Origin of the sequence: Erwinia sorbitola, assembly GCF_009738185.1 — a bacterium.
Taxonomy (GTDB): Bacteria; Pseudomonadota; Gammaproteobacteria; order Enterobacterales; family Enterobacteriaceae; genus Erwinia; species Erwinia sorbitola.
In genome coordinates, this window is the sequence record NZ_CP046509.1 from 3236920 (window position 1) to 3254475 (window position 17556).

Consider the following 17556-nt stretch of genomic DNA (forward strand, 5'->3'; position numbering starts at 1 on the left):
GTTGATCTAAATTAATATTTAGATCTCTCACATTGTGGTACCACGCGATTCTTGTTAAAGAATTGTATGCGTTATTTGGGATAAGGTTAAATATAAAAAGCAATACCGGGGCAATTTAACGTTAAATAACATATTGAGGATTTAATAATAATTTAACGTTAATGCACATACCGTGAAAAGTGTGGCAGAGGAAAACAAAAAAGGCCACCCGTGGGTGACCTCTGCTTGAAAAAAGTTGCTGCGGGCGAATGTTACTGAGGCAGTACCGCTTTTACGGCTTCGCCGATATCAGCCAGACTACGGACAGTTTTCACCCCGGCCGCTTCCAGTGCAGCAAATTTCTCATCCGCTGTACCTTTACCGCCCGCGATAATGGCACCTGCGTGGCCCATACGTTTACCCTTCGGCGCAGTCACACCCGCGATGTAGCCGACCACAGGTTTGGTCACGTATTCTTTGATAAATGCCGCTGCTTCTTCTTCAGCACTACCGCCGATTTCACCAATCATCACGATGGCTTCGGTCTGCGGATCATCCTGGAACAGTTTCAGGATATCGATGAAGTTAGAGCCTGGGATCGGGTCACCGCCAATGCCCACACAGGTGGACTGTCCGTAACCAATATCGGTGGTCTGCTTCACGGCTTCATAGGTCAGGGTGCCGGAACGGGACACAATGCCGATACGGCCTGGCTGGTGAATATGACCAGGCATAATACCAATCTTACAGGCACCCGGAGTGATGACACCCGGGCAGTTTGGACCAATCATACGCACACCGGCTTCATCCAGCTTCACTTTCACGGTCAGCATATCCAGAGTCGGGATACCTTCGGTGATAGTAATAATCAGCTTGATGCCCGCATCAATCGCTTCCAGGATACCGTCTTTGCAGAAGGGTGCCGGAACGTAGATCACGGATGCAGTAGCGCCGGTCGCTTCTACCGCTTCACGCACGGTGTTAAACACTGGCAGACCCAGGTGCTCGGTGCCACCTTTGCCTGGCGTTACGCCGCCAACCAGCTGAGTACCATAGGCCAGCGCCTGTTCGGAGTGGAAGGTACCCTGACCACCGGTGAAGCCCTGGCAGATTACCTTGGTGTTTTTATCGATCAAAATAGACATTATTTACCCTCCGCTGCGGCAACAACGCGCTGCGCCGCGTCACTCAGGCTGGTTGCTGCAATAATATTCAGGCCGCTTTCTGCCAGTTTACTGGCACCCAGCTCGGCATTGTTTCCTTCCAGACGTACCACAACCGGCACGTTCACACCCACTTCTTCCACCGCACCGATGATGCCATCAGCAATCAGGTCACAACGTACGATACCGCCGAAGATGTTCACGAACACCGCTTTCACCGCATCATCAGAGAGGATGATTTTAAAAGCTTCGGTGACACGTTCTTTGGTGGCACCGCCGCCAACATCAAGGAAGTTTGCAGGCTGACCACCGCTCAGTTTAACGATGTCCATCGTACCCATCGCCAGACCGGCACCGTTCACCATGCAGCCGATGTTACCTTCCAGCGCCACATAGTTCAGTTCCCACTGTGCAGCGTGTGCTTCACGGGAGTCTTCCTGGCTTGGATCGCGCATTTCACGCAGTTCAGGCTGACGGAACAGTGCATTACCGTCGGCAGTCAGTTTACCGTCCAGGCAGACCAGATCGCCCTGCTTAGTGATAACCAGCGGGTTGATCTCAACCAGCGCCAGATCGCGCTCCAGGAACAGCGTCGCCAGACCCATAAAGATCTTGGTGAACTGACCAACTTGCTTACCAGTCAGACCCAGCTTGAACGCCAGCTCGCGGCCCTGATAAGGCTGCGGCCCGGTCAACGGATCCAGCGCCATTTTATGAATCAGGTGTGGAGTTTCTTCAGCGACTTTTTCAATTTCTACGCCACCTTCAGTCGACGCCATAAACACCACGCGACGGGTGCCACGGTCAACTACCGCGCCCAGGTACAGCTCCTGATCGATATCGGTCGCAGATTCAACCAGAATCTGGTTCACCGGCTGACCGTGCGCATCAGTCTGGTAGGTCACCAGACGCTTACCCAGCCAGTTTTCTGCAAAAGCACGAATCTCTTCTTTGCTGTTAACCACTTTCACACCGCCCGCTTTACCGCGGCCACCGGCATGAACCTGACATTTCACTACCCACGGGCCGGCACCAATCTTAGAGGCGGCTTCTTCTGCTTCACGTGGCGTGGTGCAGGCATAACCGGTTGGTGCCGGTAAACCATACCGTGCAAACAACTGTTTTGCCTGATATTCGTGTAAGTTCATGATGTTCTATCCATTCAGATCTGAAAAGATTTAGCTGCGAGAGAGGCAGCTACACATAGGGTTGAGCACGGCATAATGCCGTGCTCAGGGGGTCAGACATCCAGCAGCAGACGCGCAGGATCTTCCAGCAGCTCTTTAATCGCCACCAGATAGCCCACAGACTCGCGGCCATCAATCAGACGGTGATCGTAGGAGAGTGCCAGATACATCATTGGCTGGATAACAACCTGTCCATTGACCGCCATCGGACGATCTTTGATCGCATGCATACCCAGAATCGCGCTCTGCGGCGGGTTGATGATCGGAGTAGACATCAGGGAACCGAAAACACCACCGTTGGTGATGGTGAAGTTACCGCCGGTCAGTTCGTCAACGGTAAGCTTACCGTCGCGCCCTTTCACCGCCAGCTCTTTAATTTTCTTCTCAATGTCAGCCATGCTTAATGCATCAACATCTTTCAGCACCGGGGTCACCAGGCCGCGCGGCGTGGAAACGGCAATGCTGACGTCGAAGTAGTTGTGATACACCACTTCTTCGCCATCGATAGAGGCGTTGACTTCCGGATAACGTTTCAGCGCTTCGACAACGGCTTTGATGTAGAAGGACATAAAGCCCAGACGCACACCATGACGTTTTTCGAAGGCATCACCATACTGCTTACGCAGGGCCATAATTGGCTGCATGTTGACTTCGTTAAACGTAGTCAGCATCGCAGTACTGTTTTTCGCTTCCAGCAGGCGCTCTGCCACGCGTTTACGCAGGCGTGTCATTGGCACGCGTTTCTCACTGCGGTTGCCCAGTGAAACTGCCGGGGCAGCAGCAGCAGGCTCTGCGCTCTTCGCAGGCGCTTTCGCCAGATGTTTTTCCACATCTTCACGGGTGATACGTCCACCAACACCGCTGCCTTTGATAGCAGCCGCATCCAGGCTGTGTTCGGCGATCAGGCGACGAATAGCCGGACTGAGGGCATCGTTGCTCTCTTCTTCCAGAGATGCCGTCGCACGCTGCGCAGGAGTTGACTCATTGGCTTCTGCTTTCGCTGAAGTCTCTTTGCCGCCGCTGTTGCCTTCTTTCAGGCGACCCAGCGCCTGACGTGAAACGACGGTAGCGCCTTCATCTTCGAGAATCGCTTCCAGTACGCCGTCGGTGGAAGCCGGGACTTCCAGAATGACTTTATCAGTTTCAATTTCTACCAGCACTTCGTCACGCTTGACGCTGTCGCCAGGTTTTTTATGCCAGGTTGCTACGGTGGCGTCAGCCACAGATTCAGGCAGGTCAGGAACAACGATATCTACGCTACTCATTCTTTTTCCTTAATTATTCAACGTTCAGCGCGTCATTAACCAGATCTTGCTGCTGCTTCTGGTGAACGGACATATAGCCAACTGCCGGTGATGCAGATGCAGGGCGACCGGCATAACGTAATGAAGCCCCAAACGGCACGATTTCGCGGAAGTGATGCTGGCTGCAATACCATGCACCCTGATTCAGCGGCTCTTCCTGACACCAGACAAAATCATGCACGTGAGAATACTGCTGCAACACATCCTGTACCGCTTTGTGCGGGAACGGATATAGCTGCTCAATACGCACGATAGCGACGTCGGTTTGCTCATTTTTACGGCGTTTATCCAACAGATCGTAATAAACCTTGCCGGAACAGAGCACAACACGCTTGATGCCTTGCGGATCGAGGTTATCGATTTCACCAATTGCAGGCTGGAACGCACCGCTGGCAAGCTCTTCCAGAGAAGAAATTGCCTGAGGATGACGCAACAGTGACTTCGGTGACATTACCACCAGCGGACGGCGCATACCGCGCAGCGCCTGACGACGCAGCATATGGTAGACCTGCGCAGGCGTAGAAGGTACGCAGACCTGCATGTTCTGTTCAGCGCAGAGTTGCAGATAACGTTCCAGACGTGCGGATGAGTGCTCAGGCCCCTGACCTTCATAGCCATGCGGCAGCAGCATCACCAGGCCACACATACGGCCCCATTTCTGTTCGCCGGAGCTGATGAACTGGTCAATAACCACCTGCGCACCGTTAGCAAAGTCACCAAACTGCGCTTCCCAGATAGTCAGGGTGCGCGGTTCTGCGGTGGCGTAGCCATATTCAAATGCCAGTACGGCTTCTTCCGAGAGTACGGAGTCCCAGACTTTGAAGATGCCCTGCCCGTTGTGCACATGCTGTAACGGGGTGTAAGTCGAGCCGTTTGCCTGGTTATGGATGACCGCATGACGATGGAAGAAGGTACCGCGCCCCATATCCTCACCGGAGAGACGGCACGGAATGCCTTCATCCACCAGCGTAGCGTAAGCGAGGTTTTCTGCGGCACCCCAGTCGAACGGTTTATTACCGGCCGCCATTTCCGCGCGATCGTTGTAGATCTTCGCCACGCGTGACTGCATTTCTACAGATTCAGGCACCGTGCTGATACGTTTAGCCAGTTCCTGCAAACGTTTCAGTTCGATAGCTTCCGGGTAACCTTCGTCCCAGTCGTGGTTGAGATACGGCGACCAGGTGAAAGAGTGCAGGCTCATCGGACGCCATTCCGGCACCACGCACTCACCGGCATCCAGTGCATCACGGTACAGGTTGACCATTTCCGTGGCATCTTCCAGGCTGGCTACCTGTTCGGCTTCCAGCTTGTCAGCATAGATCTTACGCGGTGTTGGATGTTTTTTGATTTTCTGATACATGACGGGCTGCGTGGCGCTTGGCTCATCAGCTTCGTTATGACCATGACGGCGATAACAGACCAGGTCAATAAACACGTCGCGTTTAAAGGTGTTACGGAAATCCAACGCCAGACGGGTGACAAAGGCAACGGCTTCCGGATCGTCCGCGTTAACGTGGAAGATCGGGGCCAGCACCATTTTACCGATGTCAGTACAGTACTGGGTGGAACGGGCATCTTTAGGATTCGAGGTGGTGAAACCAATCTGGTTGTTGATCACGATACGCACGGTACCGCCCACTTCGTAACCCCGGGCCTGGGACATGTTCAGGGTTTCCTGCACCACACCCTGACCAATTACCGCAGCATCGCCGTGAATGGTGATTGGCAATACTTTATTGCTGGCGGGTTCATCAAGACGGTCGAGACGGGCGCGTACCGATCCCATCACCACCGGGCTGACAATCTCAAGATGCGACGGGTTGAACGCCAGCGCCAGGTGAACCATGCCGCCTTCGGTTTCCACATCGGATGAGAAGCCCATATGGTACTTAACGTCACCGGTGCCCAGATGCTCTTTATGCTTACCAGCGAATTCGTCGAACAGATCCTGTGGTTTTTTGCCCAGCACGTTAATCAGCACGTTCAGACGGCCGCGGTGTGCCATACCCAGCACCACTTCGCGCGTACCGCTCTTACCGGCATGACGGATCATCTCGTTCAGCATGGGCACCAGCGCATCGCCGCCTTCCAGTGAGAAGCGTTTGGCACCCGGGAATTTTGCTCCCAGATAACGCTCCAGACCTTCCGCTGCGGTCAGCTGTTTGAGGAAGCCTTTCTTCTCTTCAACGGAGTAGGAAGCCCGCCCCACCACCGATTCCAGACGCTGCTGAATCCAGCGTTTTTCTTCAGTGTTGGTGATGTGCATATACTCCGCACCAATCGAACCGCAATAGGTCTGCTGCAATGCGGCAAACAGATCGGCCAGCTTCAGCGTCTCTTTGCCGATGGCAAAGGAACCAACATTGAAGCTCTCCTGGAAATCGGCCTCGCTCAGACCATGATAGGCCGGGTCGAGATCCGGTACAGTTTCCTGCTTCCACAGGCCTAACGGGTCGAGGTTTGCTTGCTGATGTCCGCGGAAACGGAAGGCGTTGATCAGCTGCAATACTTTAACCTGTTTGGCATTGGTTTCAGGATCGCTGACGGAGGCGGTGTAGCGCGAAGCATCTTTCGCCAGACGGCGGAAATACTCGCGAGTAGTGGAGTGAAATTGCTCAGGTCTAACCCCAGTTCCAGGAAGCTGCTGGAAAAGAGACTTCCAGGCCACATCGACAGAGTCAGGATCGGTTAAATAGTCCTCATAGAGCTGTTCTATGTAGGACTGGTTCGCGCCGGCCAGCCAGGAGGAGTCCAGCCAGGGTTTCATCGCGCTGTTCTGCATTGTGATCCCTTAAGCATATTTGTGCTTTTTTTTTCGCCGTGGTTGGTTATGGAACCTTTGCAAGTCCCGCGCCGCGTTAACGGCTTACCGTGGTACGGTTCTTCGATACGAGCGACCGGCCCGTAAGGGAACCTTTGCAAAGGGTTTCCGGCAACATATCGCTCTGCCGAAAACACCTTACAAAGATGACCTGATAACGCCGGGAATCCGCAGATCCCCGGAACGTTACGGTTAAGCGCCCCGCTGCAACAGCATCGACTTGATATGGCCGATGGCGCGCGTTGGGTTCAGTCCTTTCGGACATACGCTCACACAGTTCATAATGCTGTGACAGCGGAATACACTGAAAGCATCGTTAAGATTGTCGAGACGAGCATCCGTTTCGGTATCACGGCTGTCAATCAGGAAACGGTATGCCGCCAGTAACCCTGCCGGGCCAATAAATTTGTCCGGATTCCACCAGAATGACGGGCATGAGGTGGAGCAGCAGGCGCAGAGAATACATTCATACAGGCCATCCAGTTTTTCACGCTGTTCCGGCTGCTGAAGGTGCTCCCTTGCTGGCGGTTTTTGCCCATTATTCAACAGGTAAGGCTTAATCTTCTCATACTGAGCATAGAATTGCCCCATGTCCACCACCAAATCGCGGATCACCGGTAAACCGGGCAGCGGGCGGATAACAATTTTCTGTTTACCATTACCCAGCGCAGAAACTGGAGTAATACAGGCCAGACCGTTTTTACCGTTCATATTCAGACCGTCTGAGCCACACACCCCTTCACGGCAGGAGCGGCGAAACGCTAACGTCGGGTCTTTCTCTTTCAGACGCATTAACGCGTCCAGCAGCATCATGTCGCGGCCTTCTTCAGACTCCAGCGTATATTCCTGCATACGCGGAGCATCATCGACATCCGGATTGTAACGATAGATGGAAAATTCGAGTCTCATGGTGTTATCTCCGCAAACTAGTATGTACGTGCTTTCGGCGGGAAGGCCGCACGCAGTTTCGGCTGCATGTTCACCTCACGGCGCGTCATGCTTTCACTCAGCGGCAGATACACGCTGTGACATAACCAGTTTGCATCGTCACGTTCAGGATAGTCGAAGCGGCTGTGCGCTCCACGGCTTTCGGTACGATAGTTGGCAGATACCGCCGTGGCGTACGCTGTTTCCATCAGGTTATCCAGCTCCAGGCACTCAACACGCTGGGTGTTAAAGTCGCTGGAACGGTCATCCAGACGGGCATTCTTCAGACGCTCACGCAGTACTTTCAGCTCTTCAAGACCGCGCGCCATCGCATCACCTTCACGGAACACCGAGAAGTTGTTCTGCATACAGGATTGCAATGCTTTGCGCAGTTCTACCGGATCTTCACCCGTGACGTTATTGTTCCAGCGGTTGAGACGGGCCAGAGAAGCTTCAATCTCTTCTTCTGTTGCCTCACGCAGTTCACCCTGCTCGGCGATGGACTCCTGCAAATGCACGCCCGCAGCACGACCAAATACCACCAGGTCAAGCAGCGAGTTTCCGCCAAGGCGGTTAGCACCGTGCACCGAAACGCAGGCGATTTCACCTACCGCAAACAGTCCAGGAACCAGCACATCTTCGCCCTGCTCGTTCACGGTCAGCGCCTGACCGCTCACGCGGGTCGGGATACCGCCCATCATATAGTGACAGGTTGGGATAACCGGGATCGGCTCTTTCACCGGATCAACGTGAGCAAAGGTACGCGACAGCTCAAGGATACCCGGCAGACGCGCTTCCAGCACATCTTTACCCAGGTGATCCAGTTTCAGCTTGGCGTGCGGGCCCCACGGGCCATCGCAGCCGCGACCTTCGCGGATTTCGATCATGATGGAGCGCGCCACCACGTCACGGCCCGCCAGATCTTTCGCATTCGGCGCGTAACGTTCCATAAAGCGCTCGCCGTGCTTGTTCAGCAGATAGCCGCCTTCACCACGGCAACCTTCCGTTACCAGCACGCCCGCACCGGCAATCCCGGTCGGGTGGAACTGCCACATTTCCATATCCTGTACCGGTACACCGGCACGCAGTGCCATGCCCACGCCGTCACCGGTGTTGATATGGGCATTGGTTGTGGACTGATAAATACGTCCGGCACCGCCGGTCGCCAGCACGGTGGCGCGTGCTTTAAAGTAGACAACTTCACCATCTTCAATGTTCAACGCGGTACAGCCAACAATAGCGCCATCCGCATTTTTCACCAGATCCAGCGCATACCATTCGGAAAAGATAGTGGTGTGGTTTTTCAGGTTCTGCTGATAAAGCGTATGCAGCAGGGCGTGGCCGGTACGGTCAGCTGCCGCCGCCGTACGTGCTGCCTGCTCACCGCCGAAGTTTTTCGACTGACCACCAAATGGACGCTGATAGATACGACCATCATCAAGACGCGAAAATGGCAGGCCCATATGCTCCAGCTCAAGAATGGCTTCCGGGCCGGTTTTACACATATATTCAATCGCATCCTGGTCACCGATATAGTCGGAACCTTTGACGGTGTCATACATGTGCCATTCCCAGTTGTCTTCATGGGTATTACCCAGCGCCACGGTGATACCACCTTGCGCAGACACGGTATGGGAACGGGTTGGGAACACTTTGGATAACAGGGCACAGGTCTGGCCCGATTGGGAAATCTGTAAGGCAGCGCGCATACCTGCACCGCCTGCGCCGATAACCACGGCATCAAATTCTCTTACTGGCAAACTCATTACGCACCCCACACTACGACAGTTCCATAAATTGCATACACTAACAGAGCTACCACAATCACCAGCTGCAACATCATGCGCAGCGCCAGCGGTTTAATATAGTCTGTTAATACCTGCCACATCCCAATCCAGCCATGCACCAAAATGGAGAACAGCGTCAGAAGGGTGAAAACTTTCGTGAAGTTGGAGGCAAAAAAGCCACGCCAGATGTCATAGCTCAGTGGCCCTGACATAACGATAAAGCCGAGGATATACAGTACATAGAGGGTCATAACCATAGCAGCAGCACGCAGCAGCAGCCAGTCATGAATGCCGTTGCGACCCAGTGCAGAAGCATTGCTTACCATACGAGGACTCCAGCCAGAATTGAGAGCACGACAGTGATACCGAATGCAATTTGCGCAGAAAACTTGCCCGTTTCTAATGTTTCACCGAGGAAGCCAAAGTCCATCATCATATGGCGGATACCGCCAGCGATGTGGTACGCCAGTGCGGTCAGAATGCCCCACATGATAAATTTGGCGATAAAGCTGTCCATGACGGCGGAAGCCTGAAGGAAACCTTCGGGAGAAGAGAGCGACAGACCCAGTAACCAGAGCAGAATCCCGATCGACACAAAGGTGATCACGCCGGATACGCGGTGGAGAATGGACGCAATTGCGGTTAAGGGAAACCGGATCGTAGTGAGATCCAAGTTGACAGGTCTTTGTTTTTTCACGGTTTTGCCCACACAGCTTTTCTTATTTTGCTTCCTCCGGTCCTGAAGGGGGGTCAGACAGCGTTAAATAAGTAAACATCGCGCCAGGCACCAAAACTACAACGTCCAGTGTCAAAAACGACGCGTATGAAACGCTGGGTGGCTCCTACTGCAGGGTATTTCCGGAGACCTGGCGGCAGTATAGGTGGATCACATTCTCATTACAATTCCCCTACAAACTCTTTGGGAACATTTCAGCGGAACAGTGATCGCTCTCACGATTTTCATAAATGATACATTTTTAATTGTTTGATTTGACAAAAAATCAACATTATTGTTACAACCAGACGGACAATAGTTCTATGATGCACAAAAGTTATGGGGATACACTTTCCCCTAAGCACAAGTTATGTAACATTGGTTGTGAATACCCATAAAGCATCAGGAATTGACGATAATAACGTCATATCCATACCGGATCTTTATACAACCATGTACGCTTCAGGATTATGTCATCCCGGCCAGTACGCGCCCGTCACTCTGTACCCTGCACGCAAAAAGATGCCACAGAGTTGATGACCTTCTGCGCCCGGCACAAGGCCGGGAGAGCTGACTTTCCTGGTGATAAAGATCCCTAAATAAGGCGCTAAGGAGACTGTAAATGGCTGATAAAAAAGCAACGCTAACCCTAGATGGCGAAGATCCTATTGTTCTTGATGTGCTGAAAGGCACATTAGGGCAGGAGGAGATCGACGTCCGAAATCTGGGTTCTAAAGGGTATTTCACCTTTGACCCCGGCTTTACTTCTACTGCGTCCTGCGAATCTAAAATTACCTATATCGACGGTGATGAAGGCATTCTGCTGCACCGTGGTTTCCCGATTGACCAGCTAGCCCTGCACTCTAACTATCTGGAAGTCTGCTACATCCTGCTGAATGGTGAAGCACCAACGGCGAAAGAATTTGAAGAGTTCAAAACCACCGTTACCCGCCATACTATGCTGCATGAGCAGATCCACCATCTGTTCCGTGGCTTCCGTCGTGATTCACACCCGATGGCGGTAATGTGCGGTGTGACCGGGGCGCTGGCGGCGTTCTATCATGATGCAATGGACGTCAATATTGAACGCCACCGTGAAATCGCCGCGTTCCGTCTGCTGTCAAAAATGCCTACCATGGCAGCCATGTGTTACAAATACTCCATTGGCCAGCCGTTTGCCTATCCGCGCAACGACCTCTCCTATGCAGGCAATTTCCTGCATATGATGTTCTCCACTCCGTGTGAAGACTATGTGGTGAATCCGGTTCTGGAACGCGCGATGGATCGCATTCTGATTCTGCATGCCGATCACGAGCAAAACGCATCGACCTCTACCGTGCGCACTGCCGGTTCTTCTGGTGCTAACCCGTTTGCCTGTATCGCTGCGGGCATCGCCTCCCTGTGGGGACCGGCGCACGGCGGCGCAAACGAAGCCTGCCTGCGGATGCTGGAAGAGATCAGCACCGTTGAGCATATTCCTGAGTTCCTGCGTCGGGCGAAAGACAAAAATGATTCGTTCCGTCTGATGGGCTTCGGCCACCGCGTTTATAAAAACTACGATCCGCGTGCCACCGTGATGCGTGAAACCTGCCATGAAGTGCTGAAAGAGCTGGGTATGAAAGATGACCTGCTGGAAGTGGCCATGGAACTGGAACACATTGCGCTGAACGACCCGTACTTTATTGAGCGTAAACTCTATCCAAACGTCGATTTCTATTCAGGCATCATTCTGAAAGCGATGGGTATTCCCTCTTCCATGTTTACCGTTATCTTTGCGATGGCGCGTACCGTGGGCTGGATTGCGCACTGGAAAGAGATGCACGATGACGGCGTGAAAATTGCCCGTCCGCGCCAGCTGTACACCGGCTACGACCAGCGCGATTTCTCGTCAAAAATTAAGAAGTAATCTTACAAAAGAGAAGGGTCAGGCATGCCTGACCCCTACGGGGTGCGGTATCACTACTGCGCCCCGTTTTATTTCTGACAGCCCGGACACCAGTAGAACGGCCGCGATGAGAGCATCGTGCGCTCAATCGTTTCACCACAGCGCTCACACCCCTGCCCTGCCCGGTGAAACACCTTAAAACGAAACAGCGCGCCGTGATGATGGTTTTCATCCACCTGCCCGCGCGTCTGATAAGAGAGACGCGGTACTGCCAGCAAGGCGGTAACCAGCGCATCAAGCTGAGTTTCGTTTAACGATTCAGCTTTATGATGTGCAGCCAGCTGCGCCTGCCAGAGGATCTCCACCCGCAGATAGTTACCCAGCCCGGCAAGAAAAGTCTGATCCAGCAGCAGCCCGCTGAACTGTCGGCGACGAAAACGCGGCGATAACAGCCGCTCGCGCACCGCCGCCTCCGTTAATGACATATCCAGCACATCTGGCCCGATTTTTTGCAGGAACGGATGGGTAGCCAGCCCTGCGGCATCCAGCAGCTCAATATCTGAGGCGCTGAACAGCAGCAGCGTCTTATCCGCCGCCGCCAGCCGTACGCGCAGTATGCGTTTCCCCTGTGGTTCAGTGCCGGTTTTCACCACGCGCCAGACGCCGTAGAGCTGGTTATGGCTGTAAAGCGTCAGGCCATTAGAGAAATGAGTCAGCAGCGCTTTGCCTCTGGTCTCAATCGAGAGCACGCGCTCCCCCACCAGCGCCTGCTGGTAGGTTTGCAGCGCCGGATAGGCAAACCAGACATCGGTCAGCACTTTGCCTTTGATTGCTTTTTCCAGCTGATCCGCCGCACGACGGATTTCCGGTCCCTCTGGCATAGCATCCTCACTAAGTTAATGTGTCGCACCGCCTTCCAGGCAGATATCTTTTTCAACTGTCAGAGCGATGCTGATGGCCATTTCCAGCGCCAGCACCACGGAAGCCTGAGACATGCTCGGTGTGCCCGGACGCTCAATCGCCTGCTCAGGTGAGCAAGGAATATGGATCAGCCCGGCGCGTGCTTTACGCCGCCGCAGACGGTGCAGCAGGCCATACATCACGTGATTACAGACAAAGGTTCCTGCGGTCTGGGAAACAGAAGCAGGAATGCCTGCCTCACGAATAGCAGAGATAATGGCTTTAATCGGCAGCGTGGAAAAATAGGCCGCCGGGCCAGCGGCGATAATTGGCTTATCAATCGGTTGATTGCCTGCATTATCCGCTATACGCGCATCATCAATATTTATCGCCACCCGCTCAACGCTGATATCCGTGCGACCACCAGCCAGTGCCACGGCAATCACCAGCACGGGATCCAGCTCATCAATCGCCTGCTCCAGCACTTCGAGCGAGGTGCCAAAAACACAGGGCAATTGTCTGGCGACCACTTTCACCCCGCCAATCATCCGTTCATTCAGCTGTCTGGCCGCTTCCCAGGAAGGATTGATGCGTGCGCCTTCAAAAGGCTCAAAGCCTGTAATCAGTACAGTTTTCATCGTTCCTCACAAAAACATCATGAAATACAAAAGGAAGATATTCGCTATCAACAGTAGCACACCGGTCGGGATCTGGGCCTTGATCACCGCGTTGCGGTCAGGCAGCTCCAGCAGCCTGGCAGGCACAATATTAAAGTTGGCGGCCATGGGTGTCATCAGCGTGCCGCAGTAACCGCAAAACATGCCAATCGCAGCCATGACGGCCGGATTACCATGATGCTGTAGCACCAGCACAGGAATGCCGATGCCAGCCGTCACTATCGGGAAGGCCGCAAAAGCATTGCCCATCACCATGGTCAGCAGCGCCATTCCGCCCGCGTAAAGCACCACGGCGATAAAGCGATTATCCACCGCCAGATAAGTCTCGGTCAGATGGGAAATGGCCGTTCCCACACCCGCGCTGGTAAACAGCAGCCCCAGCGTTGCCAAAATTTGCGGCAGAATAAAGGCCCAGCCGATGGAGTCCAGCAGACGGCGTGCCTCCTGCAATGACTGCGCCGGTGATTCGCGCGTCATCTTCAGCGCCAGCAGCCAGGCCAGCAGGCAGCCGATGGACATCGAAAGCAGCGTAACCAGCGTTGCGTGATTACCGCTGCCGAACACCGCCTGTTGCAGTCCGGGAATATTGTTAAACGCCAGTACACCAATTACGGTGACCACCGGAATAATCAGCGCAGGTAAAAACAGACGATTACCCAGGCGTCCGGCGCGTTCAATACGCTGTTCAGGAGTGCGCTGCGAGTAGCTGCCCAGCTTCACGCCGCCAAAACCCGCGATCAGCGCCATGACAACCACGCCGATACCCACGCTGATATGCAGCGTACGCGCACCCACCAGATCCGTGGCCCAGTCACCGATAAAGAATACCAGGCCATACAGCGCCCAGAACAGCCCCGTTGTCAGCCGACGTGGATTGGCTTTATCGCGCCATGACAGCAGCGCCACCGCCAACAGAATGGTACCAGCCAGCCAGTAGAGATAGTTTTGCTGGAACATTAGCGACCTCCCTTCTGTTGCAGCGCGCTGGCGTTCAGCTTACTCAGCTCACTGGCGAGAGTCTTATCCAGACGATGCAGCCGTGCCGAATGGATTAAAAAGGCGCAGAGTGCGGTGGGAATACCCCAGAGAGCAATATGCAGCGGCTCGGTCTGAATTCCCGCCGACTCCTGCATAAAGTTGTGCATAAAGATAATTGCGCCAAAGGCGACAAAAATATCCTCACCAAAGAACAGCCCGACGTTATCGGTAGCTGCCGCCATCGCCCGCAGGCGATAACGCACCGCCGCAGGCAGTTCACCATAGCGGCTTTCAGCGGCACCTTCCGCCATGGGGGCCAGCAGCGGGCGCACCATTTGCGGGTGTCCTCCCAGGCTGGTCAGCCCCAGCGCAGCGGTGATCTCACGGGCCAGCAGGTAGACGATCATCAGCCTTCCGGCGGTGGCGCTGCGAATCCGGGCGATCCACGCCTGGGCTCGCTCTTTCAGACCATTACGTTCCAGCAGACCAATGATCGCCAGCGGAAGTAACAGAATAAAGGGCAAATTGCGGGTATTGAGGAATCCCGAACCGAGTTTTTCGAGGATATCGGCGACCGGCATCTGCGCCGTCAGTCCGGTGATTAATCCGGCAACGACGACAACGATGACCGGGTTAAAGCGCAGAAGAAAGCCCACCACGATGGCGGCGATCCCCGTAAGAGGCCAGAGATTGATGGCTGCATCCATAAAAAATCCTTAAAAGAGAAAAAACGCTCCGTTGATTAACGAAGGCTTATTATTGTTTAGCGACTGGTCACCTCAATCTGCTGCTGGCGAAATGCCTGGCGCAGCTTGCGGGCAAAATCGAGCGCGTGTGCGCCATCGCCATGCAGGCAGACCGTGTCGGCCTGAACCTTCACCCATTCGCCGTCCAGGCTCTGAACCTGGCCTTGCTGGATCATTGCCAGCGTTTGTGACAGTGCCTGCTCGTCACTCTCCACCAGCGCACCGGGCTGGTTACGCGGCACCAGCGAACCATCGCGCTGATAGCCACGGTCGGCAAATACTTCCTGACGGGCGGTTAATTCATAACGTGCTGCGGCACGGATTAGCTCGCTGTTTGCCAGACCGACCAGTATTAACGCCGGATCAACGGCTTTCACCGCCGCTGCAATGGCATCCGCCAGCTGCGGATCGCTGGCCGCCTGGTTATAAAGCATGCCGTGAGGTTTGACGTGAACCAGCCTGCCCCCGACGCTTTCCGTCAGCGCTTTCAGCGCTCCGACCTGATAAATCACCTGTGCACGCACGGTTTCTGCCGGTAGCTGCATAGCGGTACGGCCAAAATTTTCGCGATCGGGAAAGCTGGGATGAGCGCCAATAGCCACGCCGGACTCCAGCGCCCAGCGCACTGACTGCAACATGGTTTGTGCATCACCGGCATGGAAACCGCAGGCGATATTGGCGGAAGAGACCAGCTGCAACAGTTCACGATCGCAGCCTGCGCCTTCGCCGAGATCGGCATTAAGATCAACCTTCATCAGCCAGCCCCCAGAGCATCTGATCCAAAACGCGCTGCTGCTCTTTTTTGGCTTGCAGCGCCTCTTCCAGCGTGCAGCACTCGAAATGGATCGGCTCACCGAGGCGCAGCTGTGCCAGATGATAGAGATCCGCTTCAATCACGCAGGCAATTCGTGGATAGCCTCCGGTGGTTTGCGCATCGGCCATCAGCACAATCGGCTGGCCGCTCGGCGGCACCTGCACCACTCCGGGGATCAGGCCGTGAGAGAGCATATCGCGGGTAGCATCACGCTGTAATTTCCGCCCCTGTAAACGATATCCCATGCGGTTACTTTGCGGATTAAGCCGCCAGGGGCTGCGCCAGAAACCCTCCTGACTCTCTTCACTGAACTCATGATATTCCGGTCCCGGTATGGCCCGTACGCGGTTACCCCACAGCAGCTGGCGGACTCCCGCTGGCTGCCGGAACTGGCGCGTTGGTTGCCCCAGAGGCAGTGAGTCACCGTCAAGCAGCTGGCGTCCGTTAAAGCCGCCAAAACCTGCTTTCAGATCGGTGCTGCCAGAACCGAGCTTCTCATCAATGGCATATCCGCCGTTAATCGCCAGATAGCTGCGCATTCCGTGGCGCGGCATACTCAGCGTAAGGCGCTGCCCTTTTTTAACCGCTGTTCTCCAGCCAGTCCATACAGGTTGACCGTCAAGCTCTGCATGACAGCCCGCGCCTGCCAGTGCTATCCAGCCGTCCCGCCGAAACTCAGCGCAAAACTGACCGAGGGTGATCTCCAGCACCGGGCTGTCTGGCGCATTACCCACCAGCATATTGGCGGTTTGCATCGCCGGATGATCGAGTACACCGCACAGGCCGATGCCATACTTTCGCCAGCCAGTGCGGCCGCTGTCCTGGATGGTGCTGCTCATCCCGGCACGAATAATCTTTAACATATGCCCTCCTTCTGCGGTACAAAACGCACGCGATCGCCGGGGCGCAGCAGTACCGGAGGATGTGCATCCGGCGTGAACAAGGCCGTTTTAGTCTGGCCAATCAGCTGCCAGCCCCCCGGCGCGGCCAGCGGATATACTCCGGTCTGGCTGCCGCCGATGCCTACCGAACCGGCTGGCACCTGCACACGGGGTTCGGCACGTCGCGGCGTATGCAGCCGCTGATCCAGGCCGCCGAGGTACGGGAAGCCGGGCTGAAAACCGATAAAATAGACCACGTAATCCACCGCTGCATGACAGGCAACCACCTGTGACGCGCTCATGCCGCTGTGGTGCGCGACCTCCTCAAGATCAGGGCCTGACTGGCCGCCATAGATCACCGGAATCTCCATCAGTCGTGATTCCAGCTCCACTGACTCGCTGGCTTCCCACCACTGCTGTAGCCACTCGATAGCCCCCGGCGCACTCTGCTGCGGATCGCGCAGCATAATGGTGATGTTGTTCATTCCGGGTACCACTTCGATGACTTCCGGGCGATCCTGCAATCTCTGCGTCAGCCCCCATATACGTTGCTGACTGGCGAGCGATACTGGCGGTTCCAGCTCCAGTACCACTGCCCGTTCGCCTAACAGGTAACAACGTGCTTGTTGCAAAAGGCGCCTCCTGATAATAGGAAAATGACAATACCCTCTCGCTCCAGCGGCATCAATATGACGACCTGAAGGATAGCGAGTCGGGTTAATTGCAGATATGACAAATAGTTATGCGGAATTGTTGTTACGGAGTCAACCTTCAGCGCGCTCATTTCAGAAC

Annotated in this window: 16 protein-coding genes; 1 reads left to right on the forward strand and 15 read right to left on the reverse strand. The window is 54.7% G+C overall.

The genetic code is table 11. The features are described 5' to 3' along the window. Positions 1–251: 251 nt before the first annotated feature. From sucD to sdhC, 8 genes are all read right to left on the reverse strand, one after another. Positions 252–1124 carry a succinate--CoA ligase subunit alpha gene (gene sucD, locus GN242_RS14605; RefSeq protein ID WP_156287730.1) on the reverse strand — a complete coding sequence of 291 codons (873 nt, stop codon included), beginning with the start codon at positions 1122–1124 and terminating at the stop codon, positions 252–254. Next, positions 1124–2290 (reverse strand): ADP-forming succinate--CoA ligase subunit beta, encoded by a 1167-nt coding sequence (gene sucC / locus GN242_RS14610; protein ID WP_154752105.1) that lies wholly within the window; start codon positions 2288–2290, stop codon positions 1124–1126. The genes sucD and sucC overlap by 1 nt, the downstream gene beginning before the upstream one ends. 92 nt (positions 2291–2382) lie before the next feature. Continuing rightward, a complete protein-coding gene (odhB, locus tag GN242_RS14615) occupies positions 2383–3594 on the reverse strand; it encodes a 2-oxoglutarate dehydrogenase complex dihydrolipoyllysine-residue succinyltransferase (protein ID WP_156287731.1) in 1212 nt (403 codons plus the stop codon). A gap of 13 nt (positions 3595–3607) precedes the next feature. Next, on the reverse strand, positions 3608–6415 hold the full coding sequence (sucA, locus tag GN242_RS14620) for a 2-oxoglutarate dehydrogenase E1 component (RefSeq protein WP_154752107.1): 2808 nt from the start codon (positions 6413–6415) through the stop codon (positions 3608–3610). A gap of 231 nt (positions 6416–6646) precedes the next feature. Continuing rightward, the gene (locus tag GN242_RS14625) at positions 6647–7363 is read right to left on the reverse strand and encodes a succinate dehydrogenase iron-sulfur subunit (protein WP_154752108.1); all 717 of its coding nucleotides are present in this window, start codon (positions 7361–7363) and stop codon (positions 6647–6649) included. A gap of 17 nt (positions 7364–7380) precedes the next feature. After that, a complete protein-coding gene (sdhA, locus tag GN242_RS14630) occupies positions 7381–9147 on the reverse strand; it encodes a succinate dehydrogenase flavoprotein subunit (RefSeq protein ID WP_154752109.1) in 1767 nt (588 codons plus the stop codon). After that, positions 9147–9494, reverse strand: coding sequence for a succinate dehydrogenase membrane anchor subunit (sdhD, locus tag GN242_RS14635; protein WP_154752110.1), 348 nt, complete (start codon positions 9492–9494; stop codon positions 9147–9149). Before sdhD ends, sdhA begins: the two co-directional genes overlap by 1 nt. After that, on the reverse strand, positions 9488–9877 hold the full coding sequence (sdhC, locus tag GN242_RS14640) for a succinate dehydrogenase cytochrome b556 subunit (protein ID WP_133845516.1): 390 nt from the start codon (positions 9875–9877) through the stop codon (positions 9488–9490). Before sdhC ends, sdhD begins: the two co-directional genes overlap by 7 nt. Positions 9878–10505: 628 nt before the next feature. Between sdhC and GN242_RS14645 the strand changes: the two genes are divergently transcribed. Further along, positions 10506–11789: a citrate synthase gene (locus GN242_RS14645; RefSeq protein ID WP_154752112.1), complete on the forward strand. Its 1284-nt coding sequence runs from the start codon at positions 10506–10508 to the stop codon at positions 11787–11789. A 68-nt stretch (positions 11790–11857) separates the two neighbouring features. Here GN242_RS14645 and nei read toward each other — a convergent pair whose 3' ends face one another. The 7 genes from nei to pxpB are packed head-to-tail and all read right to left on the reverse strand — an operon-like array spanning position 11858 to position 17396. Next, positions 11858–12649, reverse strand: coding sequence for an endonuclease VIII (nei, locus tag GN242_RS14650; protein ID WP_156287732.1), 792 nt, complete (start codon positions 12647–12649; stop codon positions 11858–11860). Between the two features lie 15 nt (positions 12650–12664). After that, complete coding sequence (pcp, locus tag GN242_RS14655) at positions 12665–13306, reverse strand: pyroglutamyl-peptidase I (RefSeq protein WP_154752114.1); 642 nt, start codon at positions 13304–13306, stop codon at positions 12665–12667. Positions 13307–13312: 6 nt separating this feature from the next. Next, a complete protein-coding gene (locus GN242_RS14660; protein ID WP_154752115.1) occupies positions 13313–14302 on the reverse strand; it encodes a DUF979 domain-containing protein in 990 nt (329 codons plus the stop codon). Further along, positions 14302–15030, reverse strand: a complete 729-nt coding sequence (locus tag GN242_RS14665) for a DUF969 domain-containing protein (RefSeq protein WP_154752116.1) — start codon at positions 15028–15030, stop codon at positions 14302–14304. The genes GN242_RS14660 and GN242_RS14665 overlap by 1 nt, the downstream gene beginning before the upstream one ends. Before the next feature lie 56 nt (positions 15031–15086). After that, entirely contained in the window at positions 15087–15824 is a 738-nt protein-coding gene (gene pxpA, locus GN242_RS14670) for a 5-oxoprolinase subunit PxpA (RefSeq protein WP_154752117.1), read from the reverse strand. After that, complete coding sequence (pxpC, locus tag GN242_RS14675) at positions 15814–16746, reverse strand: 5-oxoprolinase subunit PxpC (protein ID WP_154752118.1); 933 nt, start codon at positions 16744–16746, stop codon at positions 15814–15816. The genes pxpA and pxpC overlap by 11 nt, the downstream gene beginning before the upstream one ends. Next, positions 16740–17396, reverse strand: a complete 657-nt coding sequence (gene pxpB, locus GN242_RS14680) for a 5-oxoprolinase subunit PxpB (protein WP_154752119.1) — start codon at positions 17394–17396, stop codon at positions 16740–16742. Before pxpB ends, pxpC begins: the two co-directional genes overlap by 7 nt. Between the last annotated feature and the right edge of the window lie 160 nt (positions 17397–17556).

Bases quoted from the DNA above. Each gene is read 5' to 3' on its own strand.
- GN242_RS14660 (WP_154752115.1), bottom strand. From the start codon at position 14,302: ATGTTCCAGCAAAACTATCTCTACTGGCTGGCTGGTACCATTCTGTTG.
- sucC (WP_154752105.1), bottom strand. From the start codon at position 2,290: ATGAACTTACACGAATATCAGGCAAAACAGTTGTTTGCACGGTATGGT.
- GN242_RS14665 (WP_154752116.1), bottom strand. From the start codon at position 15,030: ATGGATGCAGCCATCAATCTCTGGCCTCTTACGGGGATCGCCGCCATC.
- sucA (WP_154752107.1), bottom strand. From the start codon at position 6,415: ATGCAGAACAGCGCGATGAAACCCTGGCTGGACTCCTCCTGGCTGGCC.
- pcp (WP_154752114.1), bottom strand. From the start codon at position 13,306: ATGAAAACTGTACTGATTACAGGCTTTGAGCCTTTTGAAGGCGCACGC.
- pxpA (WP_154752117.1), bottom strand. From the start codon at position 15,824: ATGAAGGTTGATCTTAATGCCGATCTCGGCGAAGGCGCAGGCTGCGAT.
- GN242_RS14625 (WP_154752108.1), bottom strand. From the start codon at position 7,363: ATGAGACTCGAATTTTCCATCTATCGTTACAATCCGGATGTCGATGAT.
- nei (WP_156287732.1), bottom strand. From the start codon at position 12,649: ATGCCAGAGGGACCGGAAATCCGTCGTGCGGCGGATCAGCTGGAAAAA.
- sucD (WP_156287730.1), bottom strand. From the start codon at position 1,124: ATGTCTATTTTGATCGATAAAAACACCAAGGTAATCTGCCAGGGCTTC.
- GN242_RS14645 (WP_154752112.1), top strand. From the start codon at position 10,506: ATGGCTGATAAAAAAGCAACGCTAACCCTAGATGGCGAAGATCCTATT.
- odhB (WP_156287731.1), bottom strand. From the start codon at position 3,594: ATGAGTAGCGTAGATATCGTTGTTCCTGACCTGCCTGAATCTGTGGCT.
- sdhD (WP_154752110.1), bottom strand. From the start codon at position 9,494: ATGGTAAGCAATGCTTCTGCACTGGGTCGCAACGGCATTCATGACTGG.
- sdhA (WP_154752109.1), bottom strand. From the start codon at position 9,147: ATGAGTTTGCCAGTAAGAGAATTTGATGCCGTGGTTATCGGCGCAGGC.
- pxpC (WP_154752118.1), bottom strand. From the start codon at position 16,746: ATGTTAAAGATTATTCGTGCCGGGATGAGCAGCACCATCCAGGACAGC.